At 75.7% G+C, this 14,636-nt stretch carries 12 protein-coding genes and 1 pseudogene; 8 read left to right on the top strand and 5 right to left on the bottom strand.

Translation table 11 applies throughout. The features are described 5' to 3' along the window. The first annotated feature begins 46 nt into the window (after positions 1 to 46). From IG64_RS09065 to IG64_RS09040, 6 genes are all read left to right on the top strand, one after another. Entirely contained in the window at positions 47 to 910 is an 864-nt protein-coding gene (locus IG64_RS09065; protein ID WP_037853960.1) for an alpha/beta fold hydrolase, read from the top strand. A gap of 37 nt (positions 911 to 947) precedes the next feature. Then, entirely contained in the window at positions 948 to 1,661 is a 714-nt protein-coding gene (locus tag IG64_RS09060; RefSeq protein WP_037853959.1) for an alpha/beta fold hydrolase, read from the top strand. A gap of 142 nt (positions 1,662 to 1,803) precedes the next feature. Beyond that, on the top strand, positions 1,804 to 2,046 hold the full coding sequence (locus tag IG64_RS09055) for a DUF397 domain-containing protein (RefSeq protein WP_037853957.1): 243 nt from the start codon (positions 1,804 to 1,806) through the stop codon (positions 2,044 to 2,046). Between the two features lie 190 nt (positions 2,047 to 2,236). After that, positions 2,237 to 3,142, top strand: coding sequence for a universal stress protein (locus IG64_RS09050; protein ID WP_037853956.1), 906 nt, complete (start codon positions 2,237 to 2,239; stop codon positions 3,140 to 3,142). Between the two features lie 120 nt (positions 3,143 to 3,262). Continuing rightward, complete coding sequence (locus IG64_RS09045; RefSeq protein WP_037853955.1) at positions 3,263 to 3,877, top strand: CGNR zinc finger domain-containing protein; 615 nt, start codon at positions 3,263 to 3,265, stop codon at positions 3,875 to 3,877. A 65-nt stretch (positions 3,878 to 3,942) separates the two neighbouring features. Continuing rightward, positions 3,943 to 4,440, top strand: a complete 498-nt coding sequence (locus IG64_RS09040; protein WP_037853953.1) for a hypothetical protein — start codon at positions 3,943 to 3,945, stop codon at positions 4,438 to 4,440. A gap of 68 nt (positions 4,441 to 4,508) precedes the next feature. On the opposite strand, the gene IG64_RS09035 is transcribed toward IG64_RS09040, so the two are convergent. Next, entirely contained in the window at positions 4,509 to 6,509 is a 2,001-nt protein-coding gene (locus tag IG64_RS09035; protein WP_037853952.1) for an N-acetylmuramoyl-L-alanine amidase, read from the bottom strand. Positions 6,510 to 7,217: 708 nt separating this feature from the next. After that, positions 7,218 to 8,357, bottom strand: a complete 1,140-nt coding sequence (locus IG64_RS09030; RefSeq protein ID WP_037853951.1) for an aminoglycoside phosphotransferase family protein — start codon at positions 8,355 to 8,357, stop codon at positions 7,218 to 7,220. 235 nt (positions 8,358 to 8,592) lie between these two features. Between IG64_RS09030 and IG64_RS09025 the strand changes: the two genes are divergently transcribed. After that, complete coding sequence (locus IG64_RS09025) at positions 8,593 to 10,086, top strand: hypothetical protein (RefSeq protein WP_037853950.1); 1,494 nt, start codon at positions 8,593 to 8,595, stop codon at positions 10,084 to 10,086. A 30-nt stretch (positions 10,087 to 10,116) separates the two neighbouring features. On the opposite strand, the pseudogene IG64_RS09020 reads toward IG64_RS09025, so the two are convergent. After that, positions 10,117 to 11,354, bottom strand: a pseudogene (locus IG64_RS09020) (PP2C family protein-serine/threonine phosphatase). 413 nt (positions 11,355 to 11,767) lie between these two features. On the opposite strand from IG64_RS09020, the gene IG64_RS09015 reads away from it, so the two are divergent. Continuing rightward, complete coding sequence (locus IG64_RS09015) at positions 11,768 to 12,181, top strand: SsgA family sporulation/cell division regulator (RefSeq protein WP_037853949.1); 414 nt, start codon at positions 11,768 to 11,770, stop codon at positions 12,179 to 12,181. A gap of 25 nt (positions 12,182 to 12,206) precedes the next feature. Here the strand turns inward: IG64_RS09015 and IG64_RS09010 are convergent, their stop codons facing one another. Next, a complete protein-coding gene (locus IG64_RS09010) occupies positions 12,207 to 13,232 on the bottom strand; it encodes a Gfo/Idh/MocA family protein (RefSeq protein WP_037853947.1) in 1,026 nt (341 codons plus the stop codon). 78 nt (positions 13,233 to 13,310) lie between these two features. Continuing rightward, the gene (locus tag IG64_RS09005) at positions 13,311 to 14,411 is read right to left on the bottom strand and encodes a chemotaxis protein (protein ID WP_037853945.1); all 1,101 of its coding nucleotides are present in this window, start codon (positions 14,409 to 14,411) and stop codon (positions 13,311 to 13,313) included. Between the last annotated feature and the right edge of the window lie 225 nt (positions 14,412 to 14,636).

The following is a 14,636-nucleotide window of genomic DNA, read 5'->3' as shown; positions in this document are numbered from 1 at the left end:
GCGAAATTCCTTGCCCGTCCGCGGCGCCTCCGCCAGGATCGGCCGCATGCCGGCCTTCACCGCACCCGACGGGACCCGCCTCGCCTACCACCTGCGCGGAGAGGGCGAACCGCTGCTCGTGCTGCCCGGCGGGCCGATGCGGGCCTCCGCCTACCTGGGCGACCTCGGCGGGCTCGCCGCCCACCGCCGGCTCGTCCTCCTCGACCTGCGCGGCACCGGCTGCTCCGCGGTCCCGGCGGACCCGTCGACGTACCGCTGCGACCGGCAGGTCGAGGACGTGGAGGCGCTCCGCGTCCATCTGGGCCTGGAGCGCGTCGACCTCCTCGGGCACTCGGCGGGCGGCAGCCTCGCGGCGCTCTACGCGGCCCGCCGCCCCCGCCGGGTGGCGCGGCTCGCGCTGATCACCACCGCCCTGCGCCCTCTCGGGCTGAGCGCGACACCCGGGGACCGGCTCACCGCCGCCCGGCTGCGCAGCGGCGAGCCGTGGTTCGCCGGGGCCTATCCGCGGCTGCGGGCCTGGCTCGCGGGCAGGGGCGAGTACTGCGCGGCGCTCGCCCCCTTCTTCTACGGCCGCTGGGACGACGCCGTCCGGGCGCACGCCGAGGCCGACGAGGAGCAGACCAACGAGGAGGCCGCCGGCCGCTACTTCGGGGAGGCGGAGTTCGACCCCGCCGCGACCCGCGCCGCGCTCCGCGAGCTGACCGCGCCCGTCCTCGTCCTGGCCGGGGAGGTCGACGGCGGCCCCCGCCCGGAACTGGCCCGCCGCGCCGCCGCGGCTTTCGCGCGCGCCGAGTTCGCGGTGCAGCCCGGGGCCGGACACTATCCGTGGCTCGACGACCCTGAGTGGTTCGTGCGGCGGGTGACGGACTTCCTCGGCCGGACGCGGACCGCTCTGCCGTCGGCAGAATGACCGGCGGCCCGGCGCGGCCCGGGCCTAACGTGCCGGCATGGACAGCGCACCGCACATCGTCGACGTCAACGGCGTCACCCTCGCCTACCGCGCCTGGGGCGAGGCGGAGGCGCCGCCCGTCCTCCTGCTGCACTGCCGGGGCGCCGACGGCTCCGACTGGACACCGATCGCCCGGCGGCTGGCGACCGGCCCGCGCCCGCGCCGGGTCTACGCCCCCGACCTGCGCGGCCACGGCCGCAGCAGCCGCCTCGGCGACCGCCCCGGCGCCTACGCCCACGAGGCCCTGCGCGACGACGTGCTCGCCCTGCTGCGGGCGCTCGGAGTGGACCGTACCGACGTCGTGGGCCATTCCCTCGGCGGCGCCGTCGCCTGCCTGGTCGCCCAGCGGGCGCCCGGACTCGTACGGCGGCTCGTCCTGGAGGACGTACCGGCGCCCGTCCCGCTGGACCCGCCCCGGCCGCCCGCGCGGCGCCCCGCCGGGGACCTGCCCTACGACTGGGCGATGATCCGGGCCACGGACGAGCAGCGCAACGCCCCCGATCCCGCCTGGGGCGCGCGCATGCACCGGATCACCGCGCCCACCCTGCTGGTGTCGGGCGGCCCGTCCAGTTTCGTCCCGCCGCAGCAGGTCACCGACCTGGCCGGCCTGATCCCCGACGCCCGCGTCGTCACCGTCGACGCGGGGCACCTGGTGCACGAGAGCAGGCCCGAGGAGTTCCTGGCCGTCGTGGAACCCTTCCTCGCGCACTGATCCCGCGCTCCCGGCGGACCCGCGCGGAACCTCCCGGACCGCGGCGGGCCGTTCCCGCGAAGGACCCTCCGGACGGCCTGTCGGCGGTGGCGGCCGCTCGCTAGGCTGGCCCGCGGACGACGGAAACGGGAGGAGCACGGACGTGGCCGAGAGCACTGTCCAGCAGCACCCGCTCGCGGGGTGGGACAAGCCGGAGCTGGACCTCAGCAACGCCGAGTGGCAGTCCAGCAGCCGTGGCCTGGGGGATGTGCAGATCGCCTTCGTCGAGGGGTTCGTCGCGATGCGCAACAGCGGTCGCCCGGAAAGTCCCTCGCTGATCTTCACACCCGCGGAGTGGGGCGCGTTCGTCTCGGGAGCACGGGGAGGGGAGTTCGACCTGACCTGAGCGGGGCTCGCGGCCGCGGGACGGCAACGGAGGAACGGACCCGTCGGGACCGTCCTCCCGCGCGGGAGGCCGGTGCGGGGTGTGGGCGCCGCCTTTTACGGACACGCGGCCTTCAGGGCCCCGCCGGCGCCACCGCCCGAACCGGGCCGGCCCGGCCGGGCGAGGCCGCCCTCCGGAGGTGAGGTACCCCATGAGCGCTCCGCCGGTCGTCGCAGCGGTCGACGGCTCCGACGACAGCCTGCGCGCCCTGGACTGGGCGCTGGACGCGGCCCGGCGGCGCCGGGCACCGCTGCGGGTGGTCCATGTGCGGCAGTACGCGGCCTGGACCCAGCCCGGCGTCCTGGTCGCCGGCCCGCCCGCGGGAGCGGAGGACGCCGTGCTCGACGCGGCCCGCTCCCGTCTCGCGTCCCACGGCGGCGACGGCACCGCCGTCGAGTACGCCGGGCTGGACGGCGTGCCGGGCGTCCTGCTGCCCGAGCTGGGCTCGACGGCCCAACTGCTGGTGCTCGGCTCCCGCGGCCGGGGCGGGTTCGCGAGCCTGCTGCTGGGCTCCAACGGCCTGGCCGCCGCCCGCGACGCCGAGTGCCCGGTCGTCGTGGTGCCCCGGCCCGGACGCGAGGTGCACGACGGCGTGCCGGCCGGCCCCGGCCCCAGGGTGGCCGTCGGCCTGCACGTGGACAGCCCCGACGACGCGGTGCTCGCGTTCGCCTTCGCCGAGGCCGCCCGGCGCGGTGCCCGGCTCCAGGCGGTCGCGGCCTACCCCTGGCCCGCCCGGACCTGGGCGGCGGCCGGGGAGATGCCCGCGCCGCTGATCGACCAGGGGGAGGTGGAGAGCGAGATCCGCGCCCTGGCCGAGGGCTTCCTCGCCCCGCACCGTGCCCGGCACCCCGATGTTCCCGCCGGCGTGGACGTCCTGCCCGGCGACGCGGCCGGCCGGCTGGTCGCCGCGTCCCGCGGTGCCGAACTGGTCGTGGTGGGCCGCCACCGCCGGCGCCTGCTCGCCCCGGCCCGCATGATGGGCTCGGTCACCCAGGCGGTCCTCCTGCACGCGGCGGCCCCGATCGCGGTGGTGCCCCCGTCGCCGCCCCAGGAGTGAAGGCCCCGGCGGCGCCTGAGCCGCCCCGCCCGCAAGACCTCCGGTCCGCCGTCCGGCGGCCGCCGTGCGGGGGACCGGGCTCCGGCACCGGCGGACGGCGGCGTGACTACCATCGGCCGTATGCAGGACTCGCCGGGCAGGGCCGCCCGTCTCGCGCTCGACCTCGCACTGACCCTCCGCCACGACGGCGCCGGCGGGGTCGCCGACGACCTGGCCGACCCGGCCGGGCTCACCGCCTGGGTGCGTGCGCACCCGGAGATCCTGCCCGTCGCGCAGCACTGCACCGCCGACGCGGCCGCACTGGCCGCGGTCCGCGAACTGCGCGCCGCCGTCCGCGCGCTCTTCGCCCACGCCGTCCGCCCCGGCGCGCCCAGCGCCGCCGACGCCGCACGCCTGATGCCCGTGCCCGAGGCCGTCGACCGGCTCAACGCGGCCGCCGCCCGCACGCCCACCGTGCCCGTGCTGCGCTGGGAGGGGTCCGCCGGACCGGTGCTCGACCGGCGGCCCGTCCACGGCGCCGGTGACCTCACCGCGGCCCTCGCCCAGGCCGCCGCCGCCTTCCTCGCCGGTCCCGACCGGCAGCGGCTGCGCGCCTGCCACGCCCCCCGCTGTGTGCGGTACTTCCTCAAGGAGCACCCGCGCCAGCAGTGGTGCGGGCCCTCCTGCGGCAACCGGGCCCGCGTCGCCCGCCACCACGAGCGGCACCGCACCGCCGCGGGGGCCGGCTCCGGGTGAATTCCCGCCCCGGCCGGAGGCCGCCCGCACGTCGCGCGGCAGGCCGGGACACGTACCATGGCGGCATGTCGTTCCTCCGTCGCCGCAGTGCCACGCCCGCCGGGCCCGACTTCGACGTACTGGCCATGGACCCGGGCGACTGGCCCGGCAATCTGGGTGCCGGGCTGCTGCCCGCGCCCGACGGCACCTGCCAGGGTGTGTTCCTGCGCTACGACCTCTTCGGCGGCCGCGGAACCGCAATGATCATCGGCAACCTCCCGGAGGGCTCCCCGGCCCGGGAGGTCCCCGACGGCGAGGTGCCCTTCGAGGTGGCCCAACTGCTGCTGGCCCTGGAGAACGACGAGGAGGTCACCGTCGTCGGCACCGAGGACATGCCGGTGCTGCAGGGCGACAACCTGCTGATCGTGCGCCGGCTCAAGCTCTCCGAGAGCCGGATCTCCTGTGTGCAGTTCGACCGCAGCGACGGCGTCCTGGTCACCATCGCCGCCTGGGACCGTCCCATCACCGACGACCTGTACGCCCTCCTCAAGCCGCTGCCCGCCGAGCTGTTCCAGCAGGGCTGAACGGGCGCGGACGAGCGGACGCGGGCGCCGGCCGGGACCGGCACCCGCGAGGGGCGCACCGCGTGCCCCTACGGACCCGAAGGCTGCACCCGCACGTCGGCGGCCCGCACGAACGCCACCCGGTGGCCGTACTGGATCTCGTAGTACAGGTCCTTGCCCACGACCACCCGGTGTGAGTCCGTGGTGAACGTGACCGAGTAGAAGTACTCACCCGGCACCGCGTCCCCGACCACGTACTTCTGCCCGGCGAGCAGCCTGTACGGCAGCGGCGACACCGACTGCACCGGCACCCCGGCCGGGTAGGCCTCCTTCTCGGGGTAGGCCCGCCCGTACACCGGCACGCTGTCCGCCCCGGCCTTCGGCGTCACCACCAGGCCGGCCGCGTTCACCGCGGCGGGTTGCCCGGCCGGGTTCCGGAACCAGGCCTTCTGGCCCAGGTACCAGATCGCCGTCCAGTCGCCCTGGCGGCCGGCGACCGCGTACTGCTGCCCGGTCTCCGCCCGCGACGCCACGTCGTTGACGTCGGTCGTGGAGTCGCCACCGTCCGGCCTGAGCCCGATGTCCTTCACCAGCGGCGCGGACGTGTCGGGCCGCGTGTACAGCCGCACCTCGCCGGAACCGTGCGCCGCGCACGGCTCGCCGGCCGTGGTGCAGCCCGTGTACTCCACCTGGTTGGCCGCGTAGTCGGGACGGATCGTCACCAGCCCGCCGTTCCTGCCCGCGGTCGGTTCGAACGGGCGGCCGAGCAGCTCGAAGTAGTGCCGCCAGTCCCAGTACGGGCCGGGGTCGGTGTGCATGCCCGGGATCGTCCCGGTGGTCGGGCCGGGCACCGTGTCGTGGCCGAGGATGTGCTGCCGGTCCAGCGGGATGCCGTACTTCCGGGCCAGGTACTTCACCAGCCGCGCCGAGGAACGGTACATCGCCTCCGAGTACCAGGCGTCCGGTTCGGCGAGGAAGCCCTCGTGCTCCAGCCCGACCGAGGCGGCGTTGACGTACCAGTTCCCCGCGTGCCAGGCCACGTCCTCGCCCCTCACGTGCTGGGCGATGTGGCCGTCGGTGGAGCGCAGCGTGTAGTTCCAGGACACGTAGGTCGGGTCCTGGACGAGGTTGAGGACGCCGTCCCAGCGGCCCTCGGTGTCGTGGATGACGATGTACCGGACGCGCTGCGAATCCGGCCGGTCGCCCAGGTCGTGGTTGCCGTAGTCGTCGGTGCCGAACTGCTGGTACGGCGCCGGGACCCACTCGCAGGACACCGAGGCCGGGCACTGCGTGCCGGCCGCCGAGAGGTGCGCGAGGCCCGTCCGCGCCAGTTGCGCGGTGTCGGGGGCCAGGCGCGGCCGGGCGGCCAGCACGACGCGCTGTCCGGCGTCGGTGGTGCGCCGCTCGCCGGAGCGGATCACGTCGTACACGTCGTTCGCGTAGGCCGCCGCCGTCGCGCTGTCGTCCGCGCCCGAGAACCGGGCCACCGCCCCGTACCATTCGGCGGGATCCGCGCTCAGCGGCTCGCCGAGCCGCTTCTGCGCGGCGGCCAGCAGGGCCGCGCCGCCCGCGATGTTCGCCGCGGCGTCGCCGCGCAGCCGCTCGGCGGGGATCCCGGTCAGGCCGGCGGCCCGGGGCAGGGTCTTCAGCCGGTCGGGCAGCGCCGAGTCCGCCGGTACGGCCGTGCGCGCGGCGGGGTGCAGGGCGGGGCGGGCGCTGTCACCGCGCGGATCCTCGGCGCCCTCGCCGTGGTGCTCGGCGCGGGCCAGCGCCGTGTGCGCGTCCGTGAGGTGCATCGGACCGTAGCCGCCGGTCACGCTCGGGGCGCCGGCGTGTGCGTCCCAGCGGGACTGCAGGTAGGAGACGCCCAGCAGCACACTGAGCGGCACGTGGTATTCGGCCGCCGCGGAGGCGAACGCCCGTTGCAGCCGGCCGCTGTCGCCGGGCGCACCGGTGCCGTCCGCGGCGCCGGCGGACGGCGCGGCGCCGAGCAGCGGCAGCAGCAGCGCGGCACAGGCGACGGCACCCGCCGCCGTACGCGCCCGGGTGCGGCCCGGCGTGGCTCTGGAGTCGGTGACGGATCCTCGCAATGCTGCCTCCTGGGGCACTCGGGCGTGACGGGGCGTGCGGGGCCGGCGTGGGGTCAGTGGTACCGGCTGTCCGACGATCCGTCAATCATGCGCGCGGCCGGGCGATTTCCCATGTCAGCCGGGGTCCCGGCGAGTTTCGCGGCGACACCGCACGGGCCTGCGGGGCGTCAGTGGCATACACCTGTGACCACGCCTGCCGACCGCTCCCCGCCCGGGCCCCGGGAAGGGCGGCGGGCCGGCGCCGAGATCTCCGGGGCGGACGGTGAGGGCGCGCCGGGGGGAGGGCGGGAGGACGGCGGGCGCGGTGAAGGGAGCGTGCGGGGCGGCGAGGGCCGGCGATGCGCGACGGGGAGGACGGACCGGGCGGAGGCCGCGCCGGGACGAGGAGAGGGGCCGCACGGTGTGCCGGAGAAGGCCGGCGGGGCGGCCGGGGCGAGCCCGTGGTGCGAGAAGGTGAGGGCGGTCCGCGGCGCGACGGCGAGAGGCCCGCGGGACGCGGGGGAGAAGGCGCACCCGGCGGCGCACGCCCCGCTGGAGAAGGACCGCCGGGGTCCGTGGCGCGCGAGGACGACTGCCGAGAGCGCGGCGGAACCGGACCGTGGTGTGCCGCGGGGGAGCGCCGCGGTGTCACGGCGCAAGGCCGGCGGTGGCCCGGCGCAGGGCCGCGGTGCGCCCGCAGGGGTGGCGCGCCGCGGCCCTGCGTCCCTGTCAGCGAGTGCCGACCGCCGCGCGTACGGCCCTGCGGGCGAGCTGGCAGTCGTCGTGCAGCCGCCTCAGCAGCAGCCGCTGCTCCTCACCGGTCGGCGCGGCGGCCGGGTGGGCGGCGCCCGGTGCCGTCGGGGCGGCGTCGTGCATCGAACGCTGCACGGCCGTCTCGTAGGTGCGGATCTCCCGCGTCAGGACGAGCATCAGGTTCACCAGGAAGGCGTCCCGGGCCGCCGGACCGTCCGCCTGGGCCAGCTGGCTGATCTGCCGCCGTGCCGCGGGCGCGTCGCCGAGCACCGACCACAGGGTCGCCAGGTCGTAACCCGGCAGGTACCAGCCCGCGTGCTCCCAGTCCACCAGGACGGGACCGGCCGGTGAGAGCAGGATGTTCGCGAGCAGCGCGTCCCCGTGGCAGAACTGGCCCATGCCCTGGCGGCCCGCCGCGTGCGCGATGCCGTGCAGCAGCTTCTGCAGGTCGCCCATGTCGCGGTCGGTGAGCAGGCCCAGCTCGTGGTAGCGGGAGATCCGGGCGGCGTAGTCCAGCGGGGCGTCGAACGTGCCCGCCGGGGGCCGCCACCGATTGAGCCGGCAGATCGCGCCGAGGGCCGCCTTGATGTCCGCTCGCGGCGGGGTCTGCGACGGGTGCCGCTGGAGGGCCGCCACCCGGCCCGGCGCCCGCTCGATCACCAGCGTGCAGTTGTCCGGGTCCGCCGCGATCAGCCGGGGCACGCGGACCGGGGGCCGGTGCCGGACGAACGAACGGTAGGCCGCTATTTCGTGCCGGTACCGCTCGGCCCATTCACGGGACGGGTCCAGTAAGCACTTGGCGACGGCCGTGCTGCGCCCGGTCGTGCCGACCAGGAGAACCGACCGGGCGCTGCGGCGCAGGACCTGCACGGGAGCGAACTCCGGGCAGATCCGCTGCACCGAGGCGAGCGCCGTGCGCAGTTGGGCGCCCTGCGGGCCGGACAGATCGAGCCTCCCGCTGAGCGGTGGTGTGCCGAGCCCCGGGGCGCGCCGCGGCCGGCCCACACCGAGCACGGGGGCCGCCGGACGCGCGGGGTCGAGGTAAGGACCGCCGGTGCCCGGACGGGCGCGCAGCGGCCGGGGCGGGGCGGACACGGAGGACGATGCTGCGTACATGGGCGAGACAGATCCCTTCGTGTGCCTGCTGCTCGAAGCGCGCTGCCCGGCCCGGTCGCCCGGGTGCACCCTGGGGAATGTCCCTCGGCGACCGGGTCGGGGTGGCGCTTTCCTACCTGACACCCGTGGCCCCGTGGCACACCATCTGGCGCACCCTGGCGAACCCTGGCGAATAGTCGCCCGGCAACTCTCACCGGGTCTACTGTCAACTCAGCCGAGTACCTGGGGGCTTGACGTGACAGGACAACCCAACACCCGTCTCGCGGATCTGTTCGGCCTGGCCGGCTGGTCCAAGGGGGAGCTGGCCAGGCTGGTCAACCGGCAGGCGGCGGCCATGGGCCACCCCCAGCTGGCGACCGACACCTCCCGGGTGCGGCGTTGGATCGACATGGGAGAGATCCCGCGCGATCCCGTGCCGCGGGTGCTGGCGGCCCTGTTCACCGAGCGTCTCGGCCGTGTCGTGACCATCGAGGACCTCGGTCTGGTGCGGCAAGGGCGTACGGGGAGACGGCAGGGCGAGCGGGACGTGGAACATCCCGACGGCATGCCGTGGGCGCCCGAGCAGACCGCCGCGGTCCTCACCGAATTCACGGGAATGGACCTCATGCTCAACCGACGCGGCTTGGTGGGCGCGGGTGCCGCGCTCACCGCGGGATCAGCACTCACCGGCGCCATGCGCGACTGGCTGCACACCGATCCGACCCTGAAGGCCGACGCCCCCGACCTCGACCACCCCCTGCACGCCGACCCGGCCGGGTTCGACCGCTACGACGCCGCCCCGGTGGGCGCGGAGGAGGTCGAGGAACTGGAACGCTCGGTGGAGGTGTTCCGGGCCTGGGACGCGGCCCGCGGCGGCGGGCTGCAGCGCAAGGCGGTGGTCGGCCAGCTCAACGAGGTGGGCGGCATGCTCGCCTACCGCCATCCCGCCCACCTCCAGCGCCGCCTGTGGGGCGTCGCCGCCAACCTCGCCGTCCTGGCGGGCTGGATGTCGCACGACGTCGGCCTGGAGCCCACCGCCCAGAAGTACTTCGTCATCGCCACGCACGCCGCGCGCGAGGGCGGCGACCGGCCCCGCGCGGGCGAGGCGCTCTCGCGCGCGGCCCGCCAGATGGTGCACCTGGGCCGGCCCGACGAGGCGCTGGACCTGATGAAGCTCGCCCAGTCCGGGGCCGGTGAGGGACTGCAGCCGCGCACCCAGGCGATGTTCCACACCATCGAGGCCTGGGCCCAGGCGTCCATGGGCAAGGGCCAGGCGATGCGCCGGACGCTCGGCCGGGCGGAGGACCTGTTCGTCTCGGAGAAGGGCAACCACGAACCGCTGCCCTGGATGCAGACCTTCAAGGACGAGGACCTGTACGGCATGCAGGCGCTCGCGTACCGCACGCTGGCGGAGTTCGACCCGGACGCGGCCGTGCACGCCCAGCACTACGCGGAGAAGGCGCTGGCCCTGCGGGTCGACGGCCGTGAGCGGTCGAAGATCTTCGACCACCTGTCCATGGCCTCCGCCTGCTTCATCGCGGACGATCCCGAACAGGCGGACCGCTACGCGCGGCTGGCGCTGATGTCGATGGGGTCGAACTCCTCCCGGCGCACCTGGGACCGGCTGCGCGAGATGTACCGGCTCACCGCCCAGTACGCCACCTATCCGAAGATCCACGAACTGCGGGAGGAGATCCGGCTCGCCCTGCCCCGGCCGCGGACGAAGGGCGCGGGCAGCGCACCGGCGTAGACGAGCCGAGGCCGGTCACGCGTCATCCGGTCACGGCGTCACCCTGGCGACGAGCACACAGGCGTCGTCCTCGCGCTGCGCCGCGCCGAACTCCTCCAGGACCGTGCGCACGCCGTCCCGCGCGCCGCGGCAAACCGCGGGGCGAGACCCAGCAGGCGGTTCACGGCTGCCGTCGTGTCGCGTCCGGGCACCAGGGCGCCGGAGTGCAGCGGGAGCAGGTCGCCCGGCCGGAGGGTCTTCTCGGCCTGCCCGTGACCGGCGGCCGAAGCGGCGCCGGGGAGCACGCCGTCCGGCGCGTCCAGTGTCCGCCCCCTCCCGTCGCGGAACAGCAGGGGGGCGGGGAGTCCCGCCCGCGCCCAGGTCAGGGTGCGGCCGGCGGGCCGGTAGCGGCAGCAGACGGCGCCGTTCGGGCGGGTCCGGCCGGTGGTGTCGGACAACTGGTTCAGCCGTGACAGCAGTCGGGCCGGTCCGGCGCCCGTCCCGGCCGTCCCGCGCAGGGCACTCAGCGGGCGGGCGGCGCCGGGGCCGCCTCCGGTGAGCCGGCCGACGCCGAGCAGGGTGTCGCCGTCGGGCAGTTCCAGGGTCTCGTGCCAGTCGCCGCCGGTGACCGGGGCTGCGGCGGGCAGGTGACGGGCGGCCAGGTGGAGCCCCGGGCCGCCCCGGTGCGGGAACCGCGGGGAGCCGCGCCACGGGGGCAGCGCGGCTTCCCGCGGCTCGACCGCGAGCCGGTGCCCGGTCTGCGCCGGGTGCCGGTGGCGCTGCGGCCAGTCACGGGTCTCGCGCAGGGCCGGCCGGCCGCGGCGCACAGCGCTGACGTCCCGCAGCACCGCCCGCATCGAGGCGGTGCCGCCGTCGGCGCCGAGCACCGGTTCGCCCGTCATGTGCACGGTGCGGACCGTGCCGTCCGGCCGTACGACGCGGAACTCGCCGTGGACCGGTTTTGCGTCGACCAGGCAGCCGGTGACCCTCGCGGTCAGCCGGGCCCTGTCCTCCTCGTGCGCCACGGAGGGCAGTTCGTCCAGGGTGGGCGCGGGAGCGGCGGGGGCCCGGCCGAGGATCCGGTGCAGCGCGCCGGACCAGTCGGCCACGCCCGTCAGCAGGTTCCACTCGGCGCAGCCGACCCGCCCGAGCGGGGCGCCCTCCCGTGCCTCCCGGCGCACGGCACCAACCTCGCCCGCGAGCCGGCGCGCCCGGGAGGCCGGGGCGTCGAGCGCACCGCGCCCGCCCGGCCGGACGGGCGTGCGGTCCGCGAAGAGGGGGGAGGGCATGACGGACTCCGATGAGGGGACGGGTCGCGTGGAGCGGTGGGACCGCTACGACTGTGGCACAGCCGGCGACGGCCCGTAAGGGATTCGGCGACACACGATACGGTGGTGCTTCTGGCATATGCCACCGTCTTCGCGGGGCGATTCGGCTGCGCCTTCGGCCTACTGCGCGGGGCGGTCAAGGCGTAGGGCGGCTACGGGAATCGGCGGAATCGCGGGCGGGTCACGTCGCCGTTCAAGCGTGTGTTCGACGGCTCGGTGTTCCCCTCGGCGGGCGCTGCGACGCCCCGGGGCCGGCAGGGTGACACAGGTCACATGAATTCGTGGGTGGTCAGGCGTAATGCAAACGGCACCTGCGGGCTCCTAAGAACACACGGCAGAACCGGCCGACCTCCGACCCGCAGGGGAGACCGACCATGGACACCACCCTCGAGCAGTCCGCCCGCGCCCGTCTGATCACCGCGGACGGACAGGAACTCACCGTGCCCGCCATGCTCCGCTACGCCTCCGCGGACCCGCTGGCCGTGCACATCGACTTCCCGCCCGAGGCCTCCCTCGACGGGGAGGAGGTCACCTGGACCTTCTCCCGCATCCTGCTGGAAGAAGGCCTCGAACAGCCGGCCGGGGCGGGCGACGTGCACTTCTGGCCCTGCGGAGGCGCCCGTACGGCGATCGAACTGCACTCCCGGTCGGGCATGGCCCTCCTCCAGTTCGACACCCCGGCGCTGCGCCGCTTCCTCCTGCGCAGCTACGCCGTCGTCGCGCCCGGCCGGGAGGACGTCGGCGCCGCCGTCGACCGCGGCCTGAGCGCACTGTTCGGCGCGGTGTGAGGGGGCCCGCCGCCCGCGCCCGTGCTCAGGCGGCGGCGGGGGCGTACAGGTCCGGGCGGGGCGCCAGGCAGACCGGCACCCGGCCGCCGTGCTCCAGTGAACGCACCCCCGCCTCGGCGACGACGGAGGCGGCGTAGCCGTCCCACGCGCCGGGCCCGGTGACGCGCCCGCTGCGGGTGGCGTCGACCCAGGCCTGCACCTCGCGGTCGTAGGCGTCGGCGAAGCGCACGAGGTAGTCCTGCGGCACCTGCTCGTGCGCGCCGCCACGCCGGGTGACGACCATGCCGTGGTCGTCGCCGATCCGGGCGCTGCCCCGCTCGCCCACCGCCTCGCACCGCACCTGGTAGCCGAAGCCGCAGTTGACGAAGACCTCCACGTCCACCAGCGCGCCCCGCTCCGTCTCGAAGAGCACGAACTGCGGGTCGAGCAGCCCCTCGGGAGCCCCGGCGGAAGCGGCCGGACGCAGGACGGTGACCGCGGTCAGCTCCTGCCCCAGCAGCCAGCGGGCCGCGTCGATCTCGTGCGACACGGAGCTGTTGATCAGCATGGCGCTGGTGAAGTGCGGCGGGGAGGAGACGTTGCGGTGGGCGCAGTGCAGCATCAGCGCCCGCCCCAGCTCCCCGCTGTCCAGCAGGGACTTGAGTTGCCGGTACCCCGCGTCGTAGCGCCGCATGAAGCCGATCTGCGCCAGCCGCCGGCCCAGTCGCGCCTCCGCCTCCACCACCCGCAGCGCACCGGCCGAGTCCGGCACCATCGGCTTCTCGCACAGCACCGGCAGCCCGCGCGCGAAGGCCGCGAGCAGCGCCTCCTCGTGCGCGGGCCCGGGGGAGGCGACCAGGACCGCGTCGACGCCGGGCGCGTCGAGGGCGGCCGGCGCATCGGCGTGCACCGAGGCCCCCGCGACACTGCCCAGCGCCTCCTCGGCCCGTGCCGTGTCGGGGTCGGCCACCGCGGCCACCCTGGCGCCGCTCACCACCCGGTCCAGGCGCCGTACGTGATCGGCCCCCATGTGTCCGGCGCCCAGCACCGCCACACCCAGCAGCTCACCCACGTGCGTTCCTCCTCGTCGACGGTTGCGCCGTAGCGTAGACGCCGGCGAGGAGGGCCGGCCGGGGCCGGGGCGGTGCGCTCAGTAGCGCAGCACGGCGGCGATGCCCTGCTCTTCGCCGAGCGTGCCGTCGGGCACGAAGCGCACCTGGGCCCCGGTCTCCAGGCACTGCTCGACGATCTCGTCCACGATGTCCTCGCGGGCGTCGAGGTCGTCGCCCTCGGCCGGGACCAGGTGGTCGCCGGCGTCGTCGCGCACGGTCACCCGGTAGTTCTCCTCGACGGCCAGCAGCCGGACGCGGCCCTCGCGGGCGCTGCGCCACAACTCGTCGACGCCCGCGGCGAACGCCTTGCGCCCGCGCGCCGCCTCCAGCTCCCGGGCGACGGCCTCGGTGTCCTCGCGGGCCCGCGCCTCCAGCACCGGCTGGAGCGCCCGCCGCACCGCCTCGGGCGTGCCGTGCGCCAGACCGCCGTGCGGGACGTGCACCGCGTCGCGGGCGACACCGCCGCACTCGTCGAGGACCGCCAGCGCGCCCTGCTCGCCGGTGACGTACAGCGGGCGCGGGTGCTCGCGCAGCACCGCACCCATCGCGGTGTCGGCCTCCCGCAGGAACTGGCGCGTGCGCTCGTCGCGGAAGGTGCTCGGCGCGTCACCGATCCGCTCCTGCCGTTCGGCGTCGAAGTTCTCGTCGAGATCCCGGGTCAGCGGGAAGCCGCCGGTGCGGTCCTCGGCGATCCGGCCCCCGCCGCCACTCCACAGGGTCGTGCGGTCGGCGGAGACGGACAGTACCCAGAAGGGCCGCTCGGCCGCGTTCGCCGAGACCAGGTTGCGGGTGAGGAAGGTGTCGGAGAGCACCACCCGCTCCGGCACGCTGCGGCCGAGCGACCACACCTGGTGCTCACCCGGCGCGGCGAAGATCAGCAGTCCGTCCTCGGCGTAGGTGAGGTCCACCTCGGACAGCGCCTGATCGAGCTGGTGTTCGACTTCGGTCCGGCGTTCCCGGGTGACCGCCGGGTCGGTCTCCAACTGCTTCTTGGCCTCGGCCACGGCGTTGCGCAGCCGGACCCGGTCCTGGGCGTTGTCGGGTTCCCTGCGATGTGTCGGCGTCAGCACGGACACCGCGGGATAGCTGCGCGGGCGCCGCAGCTCGGCGAGGGTCGCGGGACTCAGATCGTGCTCCATGACAGCACCATAGGGCGGATTCGCATATCGGGCATTTGGAGTAATCGGTCGCCGCGAGCGGGGTAACTGGTTGCTGCGGGCGCTCGCTTGCCGGTACGCGGTCCGAGGGCCGCGCGGGCCAGGAGGATCACGCCGGCCCGGAAGGTCATGGCGGTCCGGCGGACCACGCCGCTCGGGCAGAGGGCGCCGGTCCGGATGGCCCGGCCCGTCCGGGGCGTCATGTCG

The sequence above is a fragment of the Streptomyces sp. NRRL S-340 genome, assembly GCF_000720185.1.
In the GTDB taxonomy this organism is placed as follows: domain Bacteria; phylum Actinomycetota; class Actinomycetes; order Streptomycetales; family Streptomycetaceae; genus Streptomyces.
The sequence above is the reverse complement of the archived record's forward strand: the minus strand, read 5'-3'. Positions and strand labels throughout refer to the sequence as shown.

Bases quoted from the DNA above. Each gene is read 5' to 3' on its own strand.
- IG64_RS09065 (WP_037853960.1), top strand. From the start codon at position 47: ATGCCGGCCTTCACCGCACCCGACGGGACCCGCCTCGCCTACCACCTG.
- IG64_RS09060 (WP_037853959.1), top strand. From the start codon at position 948: ATGGACAGCGCACCGCACATCGTCGACGTCAACGGCGTCACCCTCGCC.
- IG64_RS09050 (WP_037853956.1), top strand. From the start codon at position 2,237: ATGAGCGCTCCGCCGGTCGTCGCAGCGGTCGACGGCTCCGACGACAGC.
- IG64_RS09045 (WP_037853955.1), top strand. From the start codon at position 3,263: ATGCAGGACTCGCCGGGCAGGGCCGCCCGTCTCGCGCTCGACCTCGCA.
- IG64_RS09040 (WP_037853953.1), top strand. From the start codon at position 3,943: ATGTCGTTCCTCCGTCGCCGCAGTGCCACGCCCGCCGGGCCCGACTTC.
- IG64_RS09030 (WP_037853951.1), bottom strand. From the start codon at position 8,357: ATGTACGCAGCATCGTCCTCCGTGTCCGCCCCGCCCCGGCCGCTGCGC.
- IG64_RS09015 (WP_037853949.1), top strand. From the start codon at position 11,768: ATGGACACCACCCTCGAGCAGTCCGCCCGCGCCCGTCTGATCACCGCG.
- IG64_RS09005 (WP_037853945.1), bottom strand. From the start codon at position 14,411: ATGGAGCACGATCTGAGTCCCGCGACCCTCGCCGAGCTGCGGCGCCCG.